The organism is Anabaenopsis sp. NIES-4685 (assembly GCF_059725405.1).
In genome coordinates this window covers 1,404,506-1,424,198 of the sequence record NZ_AP043602.1, presented here as the reverse complement: position 1 = coordinate 1,424,198, position 19,693 = coordinate 1,404,506, and the positions used below count along the sequence as shown (strand labels likewise).

The window sequence follows — 19,693 nt, the reverse complement described above, 5'->3', positions numbered from 1 at the left end:
GAACAAAGTGGTCTTATTAAAAGGCTTTGAGATTGAGATGTATACTGGTACGCCTCAAGGTGAAATAGTCGGTCTCTCCGACAAAATTGTAGACTCTTTGGATGGATTTGTGCGGGAACCGGATAGCCGTAATGTGGAATACACCACCCAGCCATTGAGTGATTATGAGAAATTGTTGTGTGCTTTGCTGTGCCCCCGCCGCAACTTGCGCCGCTACCTGCATAAGTTGGGTAATTATACCCTAATTCCTGGTAGCGCTTTATCCTTGGGCGGCAGCGATCGCTTTTTTCGTTCCAACCCCAATAACCCATATCATGAATACATTGAAAATACCTACGGGACAAAAGTAGTTACTGCCAGCGTTCATATTAATATCGGCATCAGTGACCCTGATGTATTAATGCGGGCTTGTCGGCTCATTCGTTTAGAAGCCCCTTTATTCCTGGCTTTAAGCGCCTCGTCCCCCTTCCTGGATGGCAAGGCTACGGGTTATCATTCCACCCGTTGGGCTGTGTTTCCTCAAACTCCCGCCCATGTGCCCTTATTTACTAGTCATGTCCATCATATTGAATGGATGGAAGCACAAATAGCTGCGGGAACTATGCAAAATGTCCGGCATTTGTGGACATCAGTTAGACCAAATGGCGATGATCGTCCTTATGACTTGAATCGTTTGGAATTACGTATTTGTGACTTAGTTACCGACCCCATTGCTTTGCTAGCCATTAGTGCTTTGCTGGAAGCGCGTTTGTTACAGTTAATGGCAAACCCCGAACTCGACCCGTTAACCCAAAGTAGTTTTTCCCCCGAAGAATTGCTGACTATCACCGCCAGCAACGAAGCAGCTGCAGCTAGTGCTAGTCTTGATGCTCAATTACACCATTGGCAAGACGGTAGACCTATCCTTGCCAGAGACTGGATTAACCAATTATATCAAGAAGTTTGGGGGATGGCTAAAGAACATGGTTTTAGCTGTTTCTTATCTCCTGTGCAGAAAATTCTCCGCGCCGGGAACGAAGCCCAACAATGGTTACAACTGCACGCAGTGGGTTTTGACTCTCAGCGTGTCCTGACTCAAGCTATTGTCGCCACTGAAGAACGGGAAGTTGAATTAGAAAACAAATTATGTTCGCCCCTGGTAGCTTAATGGTTCCGTCTTCATCCTGAAGGTAGATTTGGACAGAGAAACCCCAGAATTATTTTCTCTCCCCAAGATTCTTGGTGTCTGGGGTTTTAGGGAATTTGTTTTTTGTTTAAAAAAATTCATATCGAGGTGTTACTGAAGATTTATTAGAAAAACCTATGAATCGACTCTATCTAATGATAGACTTATAAGGATTTCAGTATAGAGGTATACAAAAAATAGTTTACAGACAATGCCCCAGATAGTTTTAGTTTATCCGCAAATACCACCAAATACAGGTAACATTGCCCGTACTTGTGCCGCCACGGGTACGGAATTGCATTTAGTGGCTCCTTTAGGGTTTGAAATTAGCGATCGCTACCTCAAAAGAGCTGGTTTAGACTATTGGCCTTATGTCAAACTACACTATCACGAATCCCTAGCAGCCTTTCAATCCACACATCGACAACGTGGAGGCAGATGCTTAGGCTTCACTGTGCGAGGTAATTTTAATTATGCCAGCTTTCAATTTCAAGCCGATGATTGGTTGCTTTTTGGTAGCGAAACCACAGGGTTACCATCCACAGTGCTGTCAGATTGCGATGCGAAACTGTATATTCCAATGTCAGAGCCTCATGTTCGCAGCCTGAATCTTTCCGTCAGTGTCGCAGTCAGTTTGTTTGAAGCTCATCGTCAGTTGGGCTATTTACTCTGACAATCCTGATGCGATCGCAAATCTTGATCTCAGAGTGTAATTTATCCCCGCCAAACACACTCTGGGAAGAGAAAAAATATAGTTAAATTTTATACAAAAATCTCTTCAGGATAGTCTTAGTAATAAATACTCACCAAAATTAACATAGTTATATAAGAAATTTGTATATTGAATTCGCGAGTCTACGGAACTTATATTATAGATTTTGATGAAGACACAGGCAGCATGAGGAGGATCTCAAAGAAGCTCAAACCCTTTATGTTTATTGATTTGAGACATTTATGTGGGATAAGTAATTGCGAGGATTAGAAAAGTAGTTAGAAGTGTGTACGGTTGATTTTTAGGGACAAATTAACGTAAAGTCTCCTATTGATAAGGCGGATCGAGTAGAAAAACCTTGAATATATCTAGAACATAGGGCATAGCTTTTCCAAAAGTCCGAGCCTCTATATTGCTCACGTCCACAATGGGCAGGGTGAACATATAATAAATATTCTTCACTAACTCCCAGCAAGGGTTGCACAAGCAGTAAAGACAACGGTCAAAAGCAAAAGTTCTATGGTGTGTAGAAATGAACTGGACAAGTGAGCACAGCAACTTTAAAGTTTTCGGTTCCATGTGTGAACTTGTCTAAATCAGAGAAGCAAGTTAATCTTGCGTAAGTATCTCTGGTGAGGTTGATCTTGATCTATCATTTCGATGTGATCTAAATCATTGACTAGTATCCGACTGAAAAATCGAGATCAGTTAAGCACTAGTGATCATAGGAGGTCGTCTTTGAAACGAGCATTAAAAAAAAGAGAAGAGGCTGTGCTGAAAAATACCCCCAGCAGTGATGATACCCCAGTGGAAAACATAGAAAACCTAAATACTTTAGTTCATCCCAAGGTTAACCGCCGGGTAGGTAAACAAGCGGCCATGATTGGTTTGGCCATCTCAATGGGAGCAACCAGCCTTTTGGTGACTCGACAAAGCGATGAAGCCCACGCAGCAGCTTCTGTGGGTGGCCAAAAAGTAACTTCAACAATTCCTGCTGCGTCTGACACAACAGTCAAATTTGCTTCCATAAAGCCGGAGACCCAAACAGTCGTCTCAGCAAGGATCCCCAAAAATTCTATCATCCTCGAACCAACAGCGATTTCACAGTTACCTGGACTGGAAGCTAGATTGCAAGTTACCGAGAGCGAAATGTCTGATACGGTTCCTGTTTATACATCCTGGAAGTCACAATCCCCAGCAGCACAGGGATTATCAACGGAGACAGGGAACCTCACAGGGGAACCACAACTACAAGTACTGGAAAACACAGATACCAGTGATGAAAATAATGATCAACTCAAGGCGCAGCAAGAATTTGCCCTAAATCGCTTACAAGAAAAATCGAACCGTTTAAGAAAGAGTCTGGCGGAGTTGCGGTCTGAGGAGACAAAAAATTTATCAAAAGCTGACAGAGGTTCCACACAGCCGAAAGGGATAGCAAACGTAGAAGAGTTATCCACTGTCAATAATGACAATAACAAAGATTTATTATCCGAGTTTACACAAAGACCAGAAACAAATAAGTCGAACTCGCAAGGGTTAACAAAACCCCGGAAAATTCCAGCCTTGTCGGGTGATAGAAATTACGAAGTTAAACCTGGAGATACATTAGCTGCGATCGCCAGTAGGTACAATATTTCCATTTCAGAACTAGCCCAGGCAAATAATCTGAGCAATCCAAACCAGCTCAAAATTAGCCAAAGGCTGACTATTCCTACCTCTGAGATTAAGAGCTTTAGAGCCATTCAGGTACCAACTGTACTTAACTCCAATAGCACCTATTCTAGTACTGCGCCCCAGCCAGCCAACTCCCCTGTCACCACCCCCAGTATCTACCCTAGTCTACCTGTTGCTTCATCACAGTTACCAGTATATACCAATAACGACAGTGTGAGTATACCCATACCAGTAATTGCGAATCAGCAGCAAAAAGTATATACAGAGACGGAATCTACTAGTATTAATGCAGAGGGATTAGGTGGCGATATACCTATACCAACCATCTCGCAGCAAACGCAGCAGGCTCAAAAGTCCGCTGAGGAAGGGGCCAGCACAACAGATCATCAAGGTCTCCGTGGCTTACATGCGGACATCGAGAGATTAAGGGCAAGATACCGCAATCAAAAGTCTGGGAATGCCGATAACCTAGTCACTACAGAACCAGAAAAAGCTCCCACACCCATTCCTCTGGATCAAACCAATAGCCTAGAAGCGGACATCGAGAGATTACGCCAGCAATACCGCAATCAAAAGTCTGGGAATGCCGATACCCTAGTCACTACAGAACCAGAAAAAGCTCCCACACCTGTTTCTCAGGGTCAAACCAATAGCCTAGAAGCGGACATCGAGAGATTAAGGGAAAAATACCGTAATCAAAAGTCTGGGAATGCCGATACCCTAGTGGCTACAGAACCAGAAAAAGCTCCCATACCTGTTTCTCAGGGTCAAACCAATAGCCTAGAAGCGGACATCGAGAGATTACGTCAGCAATACCGTAATCAAAAGTCTGGGAATGCCGATACCCTAGTGGCTACAGAACCAGAAAAAGCTCCCATACCTGTTTCTCAGGGTCAAACCAATAGCCTAGAAGCGGACATCGAGAGATTACGTCAGCAATACCGTAATCAAAAGTCTGGGAATGCCGATACCCTAGTGGCTACAGAACCAGAAAAAGCTCCCATACCTGTTTCTGTTGTTACACGGAATCATACCGCCCCTTCTAGCCCCACTACAGGAGGACAGAATAGTTCAATTCCCATTTCTGTTCCATCCTATGGTAGTCAATCTGCTAATTCCCAAAACCGTACTCGTGGTAACCAGGCAATTAATCCCGAGTTTTCTGGTAAGTTCACTTCATCTGACCAGAAATCAACAACATTTCCCAGCAGTGCCGATATCTCTGACAGTCTAGGAAACCGCAGGGGAACCATAGTGACTCCACAATTACAGCCACAGTTACCACCTTTGGCCGCAGTAGACCAATACCTACCCCAGCCTATTGACGCCACTACCCCTCCCCTTTCGACCGCTTCAACCACCTACATGTGGCCTGCACAAGGCGTGCTTACCTCCGGCTATGGTAGACGCTGGGGAAGAATGCACAGGGGTATTGATATTGCTAACGCCACTGGTAGCCCAATTTACGCGGCTGCTGATGGTGTGGTGGAAACATCTGGCTGGAACCGAGGTGGTTTCGGCATCCTTGTCGATATTCGCCACTCCGATGGTAGCTTGACTCGCTATGCTCACAATAACCGGACTTTGGTACGCGTCGGTCAACAAGTGACTAAAGGACAACAAATTGCTGAAATGGGTAGCACTGGTTTCAGCACCGGTCCACACACTCATTTTGAAATCCACCCTTCCGGTAAGGGAGCAATCGATCCTATTGCCTTATTACCAAAGGAACGTTTGTAATTCCTGACCCCGGTTGAAATAAATAATTATCTGATTTCTTGAGGGAGCTAAACTCCCTCTTTTGCTTTCTATCCTCCTAAATTAGTATATGAGGGATTTTATAGTGCTTTAAAATACTGCTTTTTCATTGTATACACTGTCATTTTCCTATTAGTCAACGACAGATTAATACTCCCTGTGAAACTATACAAAATAATACAGCTTATTCACAATATTTAACATTACCTTAATCATCCAAATCAGTAGATTTGATGGCTAAGTAATCGCCCAAAAACCTAGTTAACACTAGGTCTCACATCACCAAACCATTTATATAAGCTCACTATCAACTTGTGTATGAAAATCAAAATTTTCGAGAATTTAGTGAGATAATAAGAACGTGAGGAAAAGAACGGATTTAGTTGAAGGATGAGGGGGAAAACATATGAAAACCCAGCTATTCGCGGTTCTGGCCTTAGCAACTCCCCTAATTATAATTAGCAGAGTTAACGCAGGTAATTACCAGGATTTACAAAGGCTAAATTTAACAAGAGAATGTGTTGAGTGCGATTTATCAGGAGTTAACCTCAGAGGTGCTCATTTAATTGGTGCTGATTTACGAGGAGCAAATCTCTCCGGCGCTAACCTTGAAGGAGTCAATCTTGAAGGCGCAGATTTAACTAATGCTAATTTGAAGGGTGCAAATTTAACTTCAGCTTTGCTAACCAACGTTAATTTCAAGGAAGCTAATCTCAACGGAGCAAACCTGACTCGCGCTCAGATTTATGACTCTAATGTCTATGGTGCATCCATGGATGACATGGTAATCACTGGTGCAGAAATTTATCATACTGGAATCGGTATTGGTGGAGATGCGGCAGATATGTTCCCCGACTGGGATTAGCACCTCTTTAAGCTTCCCCTGTCTAAAGATAGGAGGCTTTCTCAAGAGTCCATAAAAGAACTTTCTTAGGCGCACTGAAAGCGCCTTTACTAATTGCGCTTAATTGGTACTCCGGAGTATCAACAGTATTCAGTTTGAATAACAAAAATATAGTCAGATATTAATATCTGTGGTATTATCTATTCTTTGGTATGATTCTGACTAGTAATAACCGCAATGTAAATACCATAAAATATCTTTTGTGTCAAGTGTATTTAAAGACATAAAAATTTTTATTACATATTAAGATGAATTTTCAATGAGTTAATTCACGAAGGCGGCTTAAGATAGCTTGAATATCAGTTAAAATCAGCCTTTAAACTTGTATAAATGTGAGGTAGTCTGATTTTGGCATGATTTGATTGTCAGAACCCGGCTCTCAAGATAGGCATCTTCGTGCCTTCACGTTGAAATAGCTCACCTGCCATGGTATGGGATAATCACAACCTGACGATTCCAACTGATTTACAAAATCTAGAACCCAGAAAGCCCATTTTAAGAGCTATTGCCGCTTTCTGACTTCTATCCCCATGCTGACTGTCTACCTTGTAGTTGATGCAGTAGAGCTGATGAGGCAATTATGGTTATAGGACACTCAAAGCTTTTGTGGATCCAAACCAATTGTACTGATGCCCTCGTGCATTGCCTAATCAACAGCCTTTTGGTTGTCATTGTCCGGATTAGATAAACTCAACTGTTCAATCTATAGGAGTGAAAATGCAAGAACCGGAATACCCAGAAACCAAATCTCAAGAGGCAGCAGTGCCAGATATTAATAACCAAACAGGAAGCATTACTAAACTCCAGCCTCCTATGCAATCTCAAGAGCAATGGCAAAAATACGGTGAACAAATCTCTGGTTTTTTAGCAACACTGCCCGAGTATTTGGGAAGCTTCTTTAATCAATATAAGCAGCCCTTGGTTAGTGTTGGTTTAATTGTCGCAGCAATTGTTTCGGTTAAGGTACTTTTGGCAATATTAGACTCTTTGAATGATATTCCTTTAGTAGCACCGACTTTTGAATTGATTGGTATTGGCTACTCGGCTTGGTTCGTTTATCGCTATTTGCTCAAAGCCTCGACCCGGAAAGAGCTAACTAGTGAAATCACCACTCTAAAATCGCAAGTTGTCGGCAAAAATAGCCCGGAAGGGTAATTAATCCTGGTGGCAATTCCCCCAGTCCGTTGTCAAGGATCTGGGGGATGGTAACTAGTTGGCAAGATATCGGCTCAACATTACTGATCGGGTTTGCCTAGGGTCTGAGCTTGCTTAATATTATCTAGTTATCTAGGTGTTCCTAGTGAGATCGGCAATATCTCGATTAAATGTCCAGTCTCCTGTTACAGCACTCGCAGTAAGCTGGGAATACTATCAATGGCCTCTAAATTCTCAATTTCTGCCAAGGCTTGCCGAAAATCGCCTTCTCGGACATCGTGGGTGACAACGACAATTTCTGCTAGTCCTCCCTGAAAGCCCGTTTGCACTACTGACTCTAAGCTAACGCTATAATTGCCAAAGCAAGTACCCAATTTTCCAATCACTCCAGGTTGGTCTTTGGTCAGGAAACGCGCATAAAATCGCGTCACTAGTTCTGTTATGGGGGCAATTTGACAATAATCTTGGTGTCCACAGCTTAACAGTGGATTTGGCTTGGTTGTACTGGTTTTGAGGACAGCAACTAAATTCAAGATATCTGAGGTCACAGCACTAGCCGTGGCACCCGCACCAGCACCAGGACCAAAAAACATTACCTGCCCAATTGGTTCTCCTTCTACAAGAATCGCATTATAAACACCGTTAATACTGGCTAATGGATGTGTTTTGGGTACTAAGGTGGGATGAACTCTGACAGACAGAGGAGATGAGTCTGTGTATTGTTTAGCGATCGCTAATAATTTAATCACAAATCCCAATTTTTCGGCGTAGGTAATATCTGTCTTGGTGACTGGCCTAATGCCTTCACAATAGACATCTTCCAGGTTGATGCGTCCACCAAAGCCTAATGATGCCAGAATGGCAATTTTATCTGCTGCGTCTAAACCGTCCACATCAGCGGTGGGGTCAGCTTCTGCGTAACCTAATCTTTGGGCATCGGCTAAGACATCGCTGAAGTTGCTACCTTCCGTTTGCATCCGGGTAAGGATGTAGTTAGTTGTACCATTAATGATACCAGTGACAGTATTAATACGGTTAACACTTAAGGACTGCTTTAGAGGTTGAATCACTGGGATGCCGCCCCCCACAGCAGCTTCTAACATCACATATACCCCCGATTGGTTGGCAGTTGTAAAAATTTCTGACCCAAACCGCGCAATGGCGGCTTTATTCGCAGTGACAACCTGTTTACCATTCTTTAAAGCTGTGAGCATCAGCGATCGCGCTGGTTCTAGTCCACCGATTAACTCAACCACTATATCCACAGCCGGATCGTTAACAATGGCTTCTAAATCTGTAGTTAACACATGGGATGGTAATTCTACCTCCCGGATTTTGTCGAGCGATCGCACTCCCACGCGATATATTTCTATTTCCTGCAATAACGGGTTACGTCCCACCACATCTTGCAGTAATTGCACTGTACCTGTGGCGACAGTGCCCAATCCTAATATTCCTAGTTTCACTGCCACAAATTTTGCACCCTATTTTCTGCTTCCTGTGAATCAAGCACCGAGAAATCTGTTCTCAGCTATCCAATAAAACAATTTTAGGGTGGGTTATTCACCCACCCTACTGACTGTCCTTTTATCCTTTGTTAGTCGCCTCAGTCTAATGAGTCATGACTATGGACTTAACTTAGTAAGTTTCCACGTGCCAACGATGAGCCTTTTTGAGTTCCTTTTGGTAATCCTTCCAAACTACTCCTTCCTTAGCCGCCGCAGCTGTCAGGGCTTCATCAATACCACCTTCCATACCACGTAAACCGCAGATGTAAGTGTGAGTTTTTTCTTCTTTAATCAATTGCCACAGTTCATCTGCGTGTTCTGCCACACGGTCTTGGATATACATCCTACCGCCTTGGGCATTTTTCTGTTCCCGGCTAATGGCATAGGTCAGGCGGAAGTTATCAGGATATTTCTCCTGCATTTCCTCGAGTTCTTCTTTATATAAGATGTTCGCACTGGTGGGCACACCAAATATCAGCCAAGAGAATCCTTGGAACTGGTATTCTGGGTTAGCAGCTTTTTCTGCATCCTTAAACATCCGCCATAGGTAAGCCCGCATAGGAGCAATACCTGTTCCCGTTGCCATCATAATTACTTTAGCGTCAGGATCATCAGGTAACAACATTTCCTTACCCACCGGTCCAGTGATTTTCACTTCTGCGCCGGGTTCCAAGAAACACAGGTGAGTAGAGCAAACACCATAGACTGTTTCCCCGGTTTCCGGGTGCTTGTACTCTAACTGACGGACACATAGCGACACTGTTTGATCATCCACATCATCACCATGACGGGTGGAAGCAATGGAATACAATCTGAGTTTTTCAGGCTTGCCGTTCTTATCTACACCCGGGGGAATAATGCCAATGCTTTGCCCTTCTACGTATTTTAAATCACTGCCAGTCAGGTCAAACTTCAGGTGCTGAACAATACCAATACCGCCCTCTTTAACCAGCGGCTCATTAGATATACACTTACCAACAAATGGGGCATTAGGACGATAAGTGTTCACAGGAACGTCAGCACCTTTTTTGGCTTTTGCTTGAGTCATGGTGTTACCTTTCTTGTCCTTCTTCTTATGCTGTTCTTCAGCTGGTGGTTTAGCAAAGCCCTTGACTTCACTATTTGCATTCACAGGTGTGGCTTTACCATTTCCCTCACTGTTAGCAGATGTTTCAGACGTAACTACAGACTCTTGGTTGTTTTCAGCACTTTTATGAGAGCCTTTACCATTCAGTTGTTCTAGAGCACTTACACATTGGATACTAACAATTTTGCCGCCTAGGCGAGTGATCCGTCGCATTTCTTGATTCATGCGGTTGTAAGGTACTCTGATGAACACACTGCCACTTTTGCGAATTGGGTAGTTTGTTTGATCAGTTTCTTCGTTTTGGCGCAGACCCACCACTTCGTAAACGAAGACGCGGCTACCTAATTCTCTATTGGCAGCACCCTCAACAGCACCTTGATTGTACATTCTTTCTCACACTCCGATTTTTACTTAACCGTTTCTCAAAAATTCTTTCCTTTTGCCAGTTTTAGTTTATCGGATTTTCGGTTACTAAAACTGACGCTTTGGGAAAGCGGCATCATCAGCTAATGCCTTACTAGGATCACTCACCAAAGACATACAGGGATAGCAAAAAACACACCTGTTCACCTTCTAAGGTATAGGAGAAATTTTGGGCATAATGTTAATATTGAGTCAATTTAATCTTTTTTTTCGTGAAATACTACCCCTGTGAGGGAGATAGCTTTTCACCGCCCAAGGGCTAAGATACAATGACTTTTGACACTCTCACCGCTATAAAGGCAGTTTTAGCGGCAGATTTTTGCCACATCAGGGTTTGTCTAGTTTGCAGTTATCTCTGCCCTAAAACCCTCTCCAGATTTACCTGCACAAGCATTTGTTCAAGCCTATATCAAGGCATTAACGTTCACTGTATTTCCGTTCCCGGCATTGCTCGGTACTAGGATTTTTTAACACGTCTCTGGTGATCCTTCTTGCACAATCCATTATATCACCGGCGGCTAATTCTAAGATTATTTAGAAGAAAAATTGTCACCTTAAACAAATTATACCTGAAAAGCCCAATAAATATAAGTGTAAAACTTTCACACAACGGTTTTAAGAATGATCCCTGGTCATTTAAAATGAATAACTAAATCATGAGGATGCTTGTAAAGCAGGAGATTCTTTCCCACAGCAAATATTGTGGTGGAATACCCACTTCTGTTAAGATCAAGGACACCACTAGGATTAAATACTTACCCGTCAGGTAATTAAATATTAGCCGGATGAAATACAACTATAACTTGGTTGTATGTCCGTCTCAATATTTCATATGCCTGTGGAGTAGCAAGAACACAGGATCAACTAATGGCGTCAACTCCTGGTTTCAAAATCTTCTGTGTGAAAAAATATTGATTGACACATTTAGTATTTAGAGGAAATTTATGACAACTAAACCCGAACGCGTGGTATTGATTGGAGTAGCCGGAGACTCAGGATGCGGTAAATCTACCTTTTTGCGTCGTTTAATAGATTTATTTGGTGAAGAGTTCATGACAGTTATCTGTCTAGATGACTATCATTCCCTAGATCGCAAACAGCGTAAAGAAACTGGGATAACTGCACTTGACCCCAGAGCCAACAATTTTGACCTGATGTATGAGCAAATCAAAGCGCTCAAAGAAGGTCAAGTGATTAATAAGCCGATTTATAACCACGAAACCGGTATGATCGATCCACCCGAGCGCGTCGAGCCCAATCACATCATAGTTGTGGAAGGACTACATCCTTTATATGACGAGCGCGTGCGATCGCTACTTGATTTCAGCGTCTATTTCGATATTAGTGATGAAGTCAAAATTGCCTGGAAAATCCAGCGGGATATGGCAGAAAGGGGACATCGCTACGAAGACGTTTTAGCTCAAATCAATTCTCGTAAACCCGATTTTGAAAAATTCATCGAGCCACAAAGAGAATTCGCTGATGTGGTGCTGCAAGTACTCCCCACGAACCTGATTAAAAATGATACTGAGCGCAAAGTCCTACGGGTACGTATGCTCCAACGTGAAGACAAGGAAGGATTTGAACCAACCTACTTGTTTGATGAAGGTTCAACCATTAACTGGACACCTTGCGGACGGAAACTCACTTGCTCGTACCCTGGTATGCAAGTATACTATGGCTCTGATGTTTACTACGGACGTTACGTTTCTGTATTAGAAATAGACGGTCAATTTGACAACCTTGATGAAGTTATTTATATCGAAACCCATCTGAGTAAAACATCCACCAAATATCAAGGTGAGATGACTCACTTGCTACTCCAACACCGTGAGTATCCAGGTTCCAACAATGGAACTGGGCTGTTCCAAGTGCTGGCAGGTTTGAAAATGCGTAGCGTCTACGAGCGGTTAACAGCAAAAGAAGCTAAACTGGCAGTTCAAGTTTAAGTCGTCTTTAGCTGTGTCGGATGTTTCGGGGGTACTTCTGGGTTTCCCCCTTTCTTGTATCAGCAAAATATTTCAGTTCACCAGCTATGTGGTAGCAGTGATTATTCCTTAACGACACCTAAGATAGCTTGGCTAGGGTAGCCATGGGGTGGGGGGTATGTACCCTCAATAACTAATCACTACTGACTACCCAAGCAAATCTTATCGTACTCATAGAGTACTTAACGTCAATGTGTAATTTGCAAAAAATAAATCAAATACTAACTACTGAGTGCATAAATATTGTTATGATTTCATACATTAGTTGCTGAACTAAATAAATAACCAAAATTTAGCCAGTAACAACTATTGGAACAGGAGGAATGCTCTTTGTCTAGACGTTATTTATTTACCTCCGAATCAGTTACCGAAGGTCATCCAGATAAGATATGCGATCAGATTTCTGATACTATCCTAGATACCTTACTGACAGAAGACCCCAGCAGTCGTGTCGCGGCTGAGGTAGTAGTTAATACTGGTTTGGTGCTAATAACTGGTGAAATTACTAGTAAAGCCCATGTGAATTACGTTAACATTGCCCGTAAGAAAATAGCCGAAATTGGCTACATAGATGCTGTTAATGGCTTTTCTGCGGGCAGCGCCAGTGTTCTCATAGCTTTAGATGAACAATCACCCGACATCGCCCAGGGTGTTAATACCGCCCAAGAAACACGCCAGCAGGCTAGTGATCAACTATTCGATCAAATTGGCGCGGGTGACCAAGGTATAATGTTCGGTTTTGCCTGCAACGAAACACCAGAACTGATGCCCTTACCCATAAGTCTTGCTCACCGGATTGCTCGCAGACTGGCAGTAGTTCGCAAAACAGGTGAATTGCCATACCTCCGCCCCGACGGCAAAACACAAGTGACTGTGGCCTACGAAGACGGATATCCGGTAGGTATTGACACTATTCTGATTTCGACTCAGCACACAGAAGCTATCAATGAAATTACCGAGGAAGTGGCAATACAAGCCAAAATTAAACAGGACCTCTGGTCAGCAGTAGTAGAACCTGTTTTTGGTGACATTGACATTAAGCCAGATCACAAAACACGTTTCTTAGTCAACCCCACTGGCAAATTTGTCATTGGTGAGCCCAAGGAGACTCTGGTCTGACAGGACGGAAAATTATTGTTGATACCTACGGTGGCTATTCCCGTCATGGCGGCGGCGCTTTTTCCGGTAAAGACCCCACAAAGGTAGACCGTTCTGCTGCTTATGCTGCTCGCTATATGGCCAAGAATATTGTCGCGGCTGGTTTGGCTCAAAAGTGTGAAGTTCAGCTAAGTTATGCCATTGGTGTAGCGCGACCAGTGAGCATTTTTCTGGAAACCTTCGGTACTGGGAAAGTGGATGATCAAACTTTACTGGAATTAGTCAAAGACCAATTTGAACTACGTCCAGCAGGGATTATCGATACTTTCAATCTACGTAACTTACCAAGTGAACGAGGCGGACGTTTTTATCAGGACATCGCAGCTTACGGTCACTTTGGGCGGAATGATTTAGATTTGCCTTGGGAGCGCACCGATAAAGCTGAATTGTTGAAGCAGCTAGTAACACAGTCGCTTTCCGCTGCTGTCCACTAAAGACTGTAGCAACAGTGTCAAGATAGCCATATAACCCTTGCAATGGGACTGGGTTTTCTAGGTTCCCCATCAAAAAACCTAGATTAACTCTGTGCATTTCTAAGAGTTAGAGCTAATATAGGAGGCATACAGCCAATAGTCCTAATATTGCCACAAATAACGTAATTATCTGTGTACCCAGCGGTCATTAGGGACGGGTTAACAGATATGATCAACCATTAAGCATGACATCCACAAACCCCCCTACTTTGTGTATATATCTGTTCTATGGTTACACCAGGCAATCTATAGGTATACCTGATTCAGGTGAGAACTGGTATAGTGGTCAGGAAGCTGGACTAATCAGGGATTTTTGTATCTTCGTAAAATAATTTATCCTTGATAATTATCTAGTCATTAATTCCTTATTCTATGACAAAAGATCATGTCAAATGCTAATCATGAATAAATGTGATCTTAAAAGCAAGGCTGATGGGGTTATATTGGCGGGAGGTTCAGGAGATTTGATCAATGCAAACTCAAAAACCAATTCCTCTTAATAGCAGTTCCAAAAGCAAAAAAGTGCCAGCAGAAGAGCCTTTGACTGAACTCCCAACTATAGAATTTCCCTCACCGGGGAAACTCAAAGCCAGTTCCTGGCGCATACATCAAAAGATTGGTTATGGTTATTTTGTAGCCATCGGAATTGGCTTTTTTGGCGCACTTACTGGATTAGTAATTGCCAATTACTACAGAGGAAGAGAAATCAGACAATTCAATCAAGCCCAAGAACAAAGACAACTACTTACAAATTATAAGGATGCGGTATTAGATGCACAATTCTATAGCTCCAATTTAGTGGCGGTCTTGGAAAATTCACAACGATTACTCAATAAAAAAACCAAATTTTTGCAAAGTGTTAAGACAGCTAAGAGTTTAGAGCAGGATATTGCCCAATATATAGACAGAAAGCCCGATAGATTAGCGGCAAACAGTTATAACTTACAAGTTTTATTACATGACTATGGTCTTAGCTTAACATCATACCTAAATGAAATAGAGACTGTCTTACAGGACATTGACCCTGAACCACAAAAGATTGCAGTTACACGAGAACAATTATTAAAAATCATGGCTGGTGAAACAGCCATGCAGCTCGACCAACTCTCACAAAGATTAACTAATATCCTGAAAATTGCCGAAAACCAAGAACAAGCAAGGCAACAAGACGTAGAGCAGGCTAAAAAAGTTGAGAGGTTTATTGTGATTATGAGTATGCTGGTATCAGTGGTCACTGCGGCCATTATTGCTTGGCGTACTAGTCGCGCGATCGCTGAACCAGTAATTACTGTAACTCAAGTGGCTGAACAAGTGGCAAGAAAATCTAATTTTGATTTACGCGCTCCCGTCACCACTGAAGATGAAATTGGCTTATTAGCCAAGTCCCTAAATCGATTAATTGAACGTGTATCTGAACGCACAAAGGAACTGGAACAAGCTAAAGAATTAGCCGAAGCTGCAAGTAGAGCCAAAAGCATATTTTTAGCCAACGTCAGCCACGAATTACGCACCCCATTAAATGCCGTGATTGGCTTGAGTCAACTGCTGCAAGACGACGCCACAGATTTAAATTTATCTCCAGATTTTATCACTGACTTAGAAACCATTAATTTGGCTGGTAGACATCTCCTAGAACTGATTAATGATATCCTCGACTTGTCAAAAATTGAAGCAGGGAAAATGACTCTCTACCCAGAGACATTCGACATTGCGGCGCTGATCAATAATGTGGTTCTGACAGTTAAATCCGCTATGGACAAAAATCAGAATATCCTAGAAGTGCATTGTGATCAGCAACTGGGTACAATGTACGCAGATCGCACGAGGATGAAGCAAGTATTATTAAACTTACTCAGTAATGCTGCTAAGTTTACCACCAATGGTAAGGTAACCTTAACCGTCAAACGGGAAAAGACAGACGTACTCCCAGATAGTCCTTTTAGTATAATTACTTTCAGCGTCACTGATACAGGAATTGGGATGTCTGAGACTCAACAGCAACAATTATTTAAACCTTTTACACAGGGGGACACATCAACCACAAAAAGGTATGGTGGTACGGGATTGGGTTTAGCAATTACCCACCACTTTTGCCAGATGATGGGTGGTGAGGTTTTTGTTAAAAGTCAGTCGGGAGTGGGATCTACTTTCACTGTTCACTTACCACTGACTATGCAAGATTAAGGCAGGTCGGTAAAATCTTATGGCTCACATACTCTGCTAATATGCAAGTAGTCAATGATTTACCTACACGGCTATGACAACAACTACTGATTTTCTTAGCCATCTTAACTCCAGTCAGCGTCAAGCCGTGGAACACTATTGTGGTCCGCTATTAGTTGTTGCTGGTGCAGGTTCGGGTAAAACACGAGCGCTGACATATCGCATTGCTAACCTGATTCTCAAACACCGTGTTCATCCAGAGAATATCCTGGCGGTTACTTTTACTAATAAAGCTGCGCGGGAGATGAAGGAACGCATTCAAACGCTATTTGCTCAAGACTTGGCGATGAAACAACATGGCCAAAAATTTGAGGTGTTGACAGAATACCAGCAAATGCAGTTGCGATCGCAAGTCTATAAAAATACCATTAAAGACTTGTGGTGTGGGACTTTTCATAGTTTATTTTCTCGGATTCTCCGGTTTGATATTGAGAAATACCAAGATGAAAAAGGACGGATTTGGACTCGTAATTTTTCGATTTTTGATGAATCCGATGTCCAAAGTTTAGTTAAAGAGATTGTCAGCAAACAGCTAAATTTAGACGATAGGAAATTTGACCCGCGCTCTGTGCGCTATGCCATCAGTAACGCTAAAAATCAAGGCTTTTCACCCCGCGAGTTTGAGCGGCAACAACCCAATTATCGCGGGCGGGTGATCGCCGAGGTTTATAATTGTTATCAAGATAAGTTAGCAGAAAATAACGCTCTCGACTTTGATGATTTAATTCTCGTCCCTACAAGGTTGTTTCAGCAAAACGAGCAGGTTTTAGGTTACTGGCATGGTAAGTTTGGCCATATCCTGGTAGATGAATATCAAGATACTAACCGCACTCAGTATGATTTGATTCGCTTGTTAGTGACTAATGGTGAAGAGAACAAAAGTGCATGGGAATGGCAAAACCGCTCAGTGTTTGTGGTGGGTGATGCAGACCAGTCTATTTACAGCTTCAGAATGGCTGACTTCACTATTTTATTAGAATTTCAGCAAGACTTCGGTGATGGTTTAGCTGATGATGATACCCGTTCCATGGTGAAGCTGGAAGAAAATTACCGCTCTTGTGAGAATATTCTGCAAGCAGCTAATGAATTAATCGAGAATAACACTCAACGTATTGATAAAGTCCTCAAACCCACCCGAGGAAGGGGTGAGGAAATTTATTGTCATAAAGCAGATAATGAAATTGAGGAAGCCCAGTTTGTCATTGAGCAAATTCTTGGTTTAGAACAGCAAAATCCTGAGTTAGATTGGGGTAGTTTTGCGATTCTTTATCGGACTAATGCCCAATCACGACCTTTTGAAGAGTTTTTAGTCAGGAATCAAATTCCTTATACTGTTGTGGGAGGAATGAAGTTTTACGATCGCAAGGAAATCAAAGATATTTTAGCTTATCTCAGAGCGATCGCCAATCCTGCTGATACAGTTAGTTTACTGCGAATCATCAATACTCCCCGGCGCGGTATTGGTAAAACCACCATTGAAAGCTTAGTTAACGCCTCTCAAGAACTGGGGATAACCTTGTGGGAAATACTCAGTGATGAAACATCAGTTAATACATTGGCGGGAAGGTCGGCCAAAGCTGTGAATAACTTTGCTCAAATGATTAACAACTGTAAGGAAAAAGCCGCAACAGTTTCAGTTTCCCAACTTTTACAAGAACTGCTAGAGCAGTCTGGTTATACTCAAGACCTGAAAAACCAAACCACAGATGAGGCCGAAGATAGAATTCAAAACGTTCAGGAACTTTATAACGCCGTACTCCAATTTCAAGAAGAAAGTGAGGACGTTTCCCTCACAGCCTTTTTGCAAAGTAGCGCCCTCAGTTCTGATTTGGATAATTTAAAAGCAGGGCAAAAGGCGGTATCTTTAATGACCTTGCACTCTTCTAAGGGTTTAGAATTTCCTGTGGTGTTTTTAGTGGGATTAGAACAGGGATTATTTCCTAATTACCGTTCTATTAACGACCCAGCAGCTTTAGAAGAAGAACGCCGCCTATGTTATGTTGGCATTACTCGCGCCCAAGAAAGGTTATATATATCATACGCCCGCGAACGTCGTTTATATGGTTCTCGTGAGCCGGCTATGCGATCGCAATTTCTCAATGAATTACCAGAAGAATTATTAACTACTCACCATCAAAGCCGTCATACCCAGAGCAAAACTGCTGTCAAAGCTAGCGGTAAGCCTTATACAGCCCAAACTTGGCAAGTTGGGGATAAGGTATTACATAAAGCATTTGGTATAGGTAAAATAACGCATATTTTCGGACAAGGGAATAAGGTATCCGTAGCGATTAAATTCGCCAGTTTGGGGCAGAAAATTGTTGACCCCCACCTAACCCAGTTACAAAGAGTAGACTGATGGATTTAGCCAAGTCAATCCTCCTAGGAGCTATAAGAACGTTGGTATTGAAGCAAGGAAGGCGTTTTAAGTTTGATAGTGCTAATTTATTTGGTGGGTATTAGCCACCAGATACTCAGAGATTAAACAGACTTAAACTGAATCACACCTTGATCAAAAATTCGTTTATCAGTACCCATCGCCCTCACCTCAATTCTATCTGGATACACCTCATAAGCAGCAAAAGCCAATCTTTCGGCAGAATGTTCTGTCCACTGAGAACGCCCCACAGGACGAACACCAGCACCACTACCAGTAGTTAAATAGGTGGTACCATCAATATGACGAGTGCGCTCATAATGGTGGTCGTGACCATTGATGTAAAGCTGCACATTATACTTTTTAAATAAAGGCGTAAAGCGTTTAATTAGTGATTGACTGACTCCATAGTGACCCGATGAGTAAAATGGATCATGTCCAAATACCACTTTCCAAGGTGCATCACTGCGGCTTAATTCCTGTTCTAACCAAATAACTTGATTTTCCCAGTCAGCATTACGGTTAGTATCTAAAGCAAAAAATTGCACCGCATCGCGGCGAAATGTGTAATAACGCCCCTGCATATTAAAGCCGGGATATTTGATTTGTGGGTCGCCGTTCTCAGTGCGAATATCATGATTACCTAAACAAGCATGAAATTTTACATTCTGTGTCAATAATTTTTCATAAGGACGTTCAAAAACAGCACCGATTTTTTCGATTTCGCCATCATTGTAAATATTGTCTCCAGCTAAAACCACTAAATCATAAGGATTTTCTTGGTGATAATAATTCATTGCCCCAGCCACGCTATACTGACCTCTAGCGCCAGTCCCAGTATCCGCAACGGAGGTAAAACGTAATAGTAAGTCCTTTTTGGGTGGGGTGGTGGCTAATACTCTTGAATTTGGCATATTATTATTAATTCGGCTATTGGGACGAGTGAGCGTCCAGCCTAAAAGTCCTGTCCCCATAGTGCCAAGAGTACCTAAAAATAAGAATTGACGGCGTTTCAGGTTCATAAAACTTACCAAACTCAATATCTAGTCAGTTTAGCCGAAGAACTCATGATCAACGAAGTGATA

At 42.4% G+C, this 19,693-nt stretch carries 11 protein-coding genes and 1 pseudogene; 9 read left to right on the top strand and 3 right to left on the bottom strand.

What is annotated here, in order from left to right:
- Positions 1-7: 7 nt before the first annotated feature.
- The 5 genes from gshA to AC6IZ0_RS06210 all read left to right on the top strand — a co-directional run bounded on the left by gshA (position 8) and on the right by AC6IZ0_RS06210 (position 7,371).
- Positions 8-1,147, top strand: a complete 1,140-nt coding sequence (gene gshA / locus AC6IZ0_RS06230; protein WP_497725462.1) for a glutamate--cysteine ligase — start codon at positions 8-10, stop codon at positions 1,145-1,147.
- A 229-nt stretch (positions 1,148-1,376) separates the two neighbouring features.
- On the top strand, positions 1,377-1,838 hold the full coding sequence (locus AC6IZ0_RS06225; protein WP_271732713.1) for a tRNA (cytidine(34)-2'-O)-methyltransferase: 462 nt from the start codon (positions 1,377-1,379) through the stop codon (positions 1,836-1,838).
- Between the two features lie 777 nt (positions 1,839-2,615).
- The gene (locus tag AC6IZ0_RS06220; protein ID WP_497725461.1) at positions 2,616-5,294 is read left to right on the top strand and encodes a peptidoglycan DD-metalloendopeptidase family protein; all 2,679 of its coding nucleotides are present in this window, start codon (positions 2,616-2,618) and stop codon (positions 5,292-5,294) included.
- A 424-nt stretch (positions 5,295-5,718) separates the two neighbouring features.
- Complete coding sequence (locus tag AC6IZ0_RS06215; protein WP_271732710.1) at positions 5,719-6,177, top strand: pentapeptide repeat-containing protein; 459 nt, start codon at positions 5,719-5,721, stop codon at positions 6,175-6,177.
- Positions 6,178-6,933: 756 nt separating this feature from the next.
- A complete protein-coding gene (locus AC6IZ0_RS06210; protein ID WP_271732709.1) occupies positions 6,934-7,371 on the top strand; it encodes a CAAD domain-containing protein in 438 nt (145 codons plus the stop codon).
- Positions 7,372-7,556: 185 nt separating this feature from the next.
- Here AC6IZ0_RS06210 and AC6IZ0_RS06205 read toward each other — a convergent pair whose 3' ends face one another.
- Together AC6IZ0_RS06205 and cpcD/petH are read right to left on the bottom strand one after the other, a co-directional pair.
- Positions 7,557-8,843, bottom strand: coding sequence for a homoserine dehydrogenase (locus AC6IZ0_RS06205; protein ID WP_497725460.1), 1,287 nt, complete (start codon positions 8,841-8,843; stop codon positions 7,557-7,559).
- Between the two features lie 166 nt (positions 8,844-9,009).
- On the bottom strand, positions 9,010-10,353 hold the full coding sequence (cpcD/petH, locus tag AC6IZ0_RS06200) for a bifunctional rod-capping linker CpcD/ferredoxin--NADP reductase PetH (RefSeq protein ID WP_271732705.1): 1,344 nt from the start codon (positions 10,351-10,353) through the stop codon (positions 9,010-9,012).
- A gap of 980 nt (positions 10,354-11,333) precedes the next feature.
- Between cpcD/petH and AC6IZ0_RS06195 the strand changes: the two genes are divergently transcribed.
- The 4 genes and pseudogenes from AC6IZ0_RS06195 (at position 11,334) to pcrA (ending at position 18,590) form a co-directional block, all read left to right on the top strand.
- Positions 11,334-12,338 carry a phosphoribulokinase gene (locus AC6IZ0_RS06195; RefSeq protein ID WP_271732704.1) on the top strand — a complete coding sequence of 335 codons (1,005 nt, stop codon included), beginning with the start codon at positions 11,334-11,336 and terminating at the stop codon, positions 12,336-12,338.
- A 369-nt stretch (positions 12,339-12,707) separates the two neighbouring features.
- A pseudogene (metK, locus tag AC6IZ0_RS06190) lies at positions 12,708-13,969 on the top strand (methionine adenosyltransferase).
- Between the two features lie 510 nt (positions 13,970-14,479).
- Positions 14,480-16,192 (top strand): sensor histidine kinase, encoded by a 1,713-nt coding sequence (locus AC6IZ0_RS06185; RefSeq protein ID WP_497725459.1) that lies wholly within the window; start codon positions 14,480-14,482, stop codon positions 16,190-16,192.
- Positions 16,193-16,265: 73 nt separating this feature from the next.
- Entirely contained in the window at positions 16,266-18,590 is a 2,325-nt protein-coding gene (gene pcrA, locus AC6IZ0_RS06180; protein ID WP_497725458.1) for a DNA helicase PcrA, read from the top strand.
- Positions 18,591-18,712: 122 nt separating this feature from the next.
- Here pcrA and AC6IZ0_RS06175 read toward each other — a convergent pair whose 3' ends face one another.
- Positions 18,713-19,630, bottom strand: a complete 918-nt coding sequence (locus AC6IZ0_RS06175) for a metallophosphoesterase family protein (RefSeq protein ID WP_497725457.1) — start codon at positions 19,628-19,630, stop codon at positions 18,713-18,715.
- Positions 19,631-19,693 lie beyond the last annotated feature (63 nt).

Bases quoted from the DNA above. Each gene is read 5' to 3' on its own strand.
- AC6IZ0_RS06225 (WP_271732713.1), top strand. From the start codon at position 1,377: ATGCCCCAGATAGTTTTAGTTTATCCGCAAATACCACCAAATACAGGT.
- AC6IZ0_RS06215 (WP_271732710.1), top strand. From the start codon at position 5,719: ATGAAAACCCAGCTATTCGCGGTTCTGGCCTTAGCAACTCCCCTAATT.
- AC6IZ0_RS06210 (WP_271732709.1), top strand. From the start codon at position 6,934: ATGCAAGAACCGGAATACCCAGAAACCAAATCTCAAGAGGCAGCAGTG.
- cpcD/petH (WP_271732705.1), bottom strand. From the start codon at position 10,353: ATGTACAATCAAGGTGCTGTTGAGGGTGCTGCCAATAGAGAATTAGGT.
- AC6IZ0_RS06195 (WP_271732704.1), top strand. From the start codon at position 11,334: ATGACAACTAAACCCGAACGCGTGGTATTGATTGGAGTAGCCGGAGAC.
- AC6IZ0_RS06185 (WP_497725459.1), top strand. From the start codon at position 14,480: ATGCAAACTCAAAAACCAATTCCTCTTAATAGCAGTTCCAAAAGCAAA.
- pcrA (WP_497725458.1), top strand. From the start codon at position 16,266: ATGACAACAACTACTGATTTTCTTAGCCATCTTAACTCCAGTCAGCGT.
- AC6IZ0_RS06175 (WP_497725457.1), bottom strand. From the start codon at position 19,630: ATGAACCTGAAACGCCGTCAATTCTTATTTTTAGGTACTCTTGGCACT.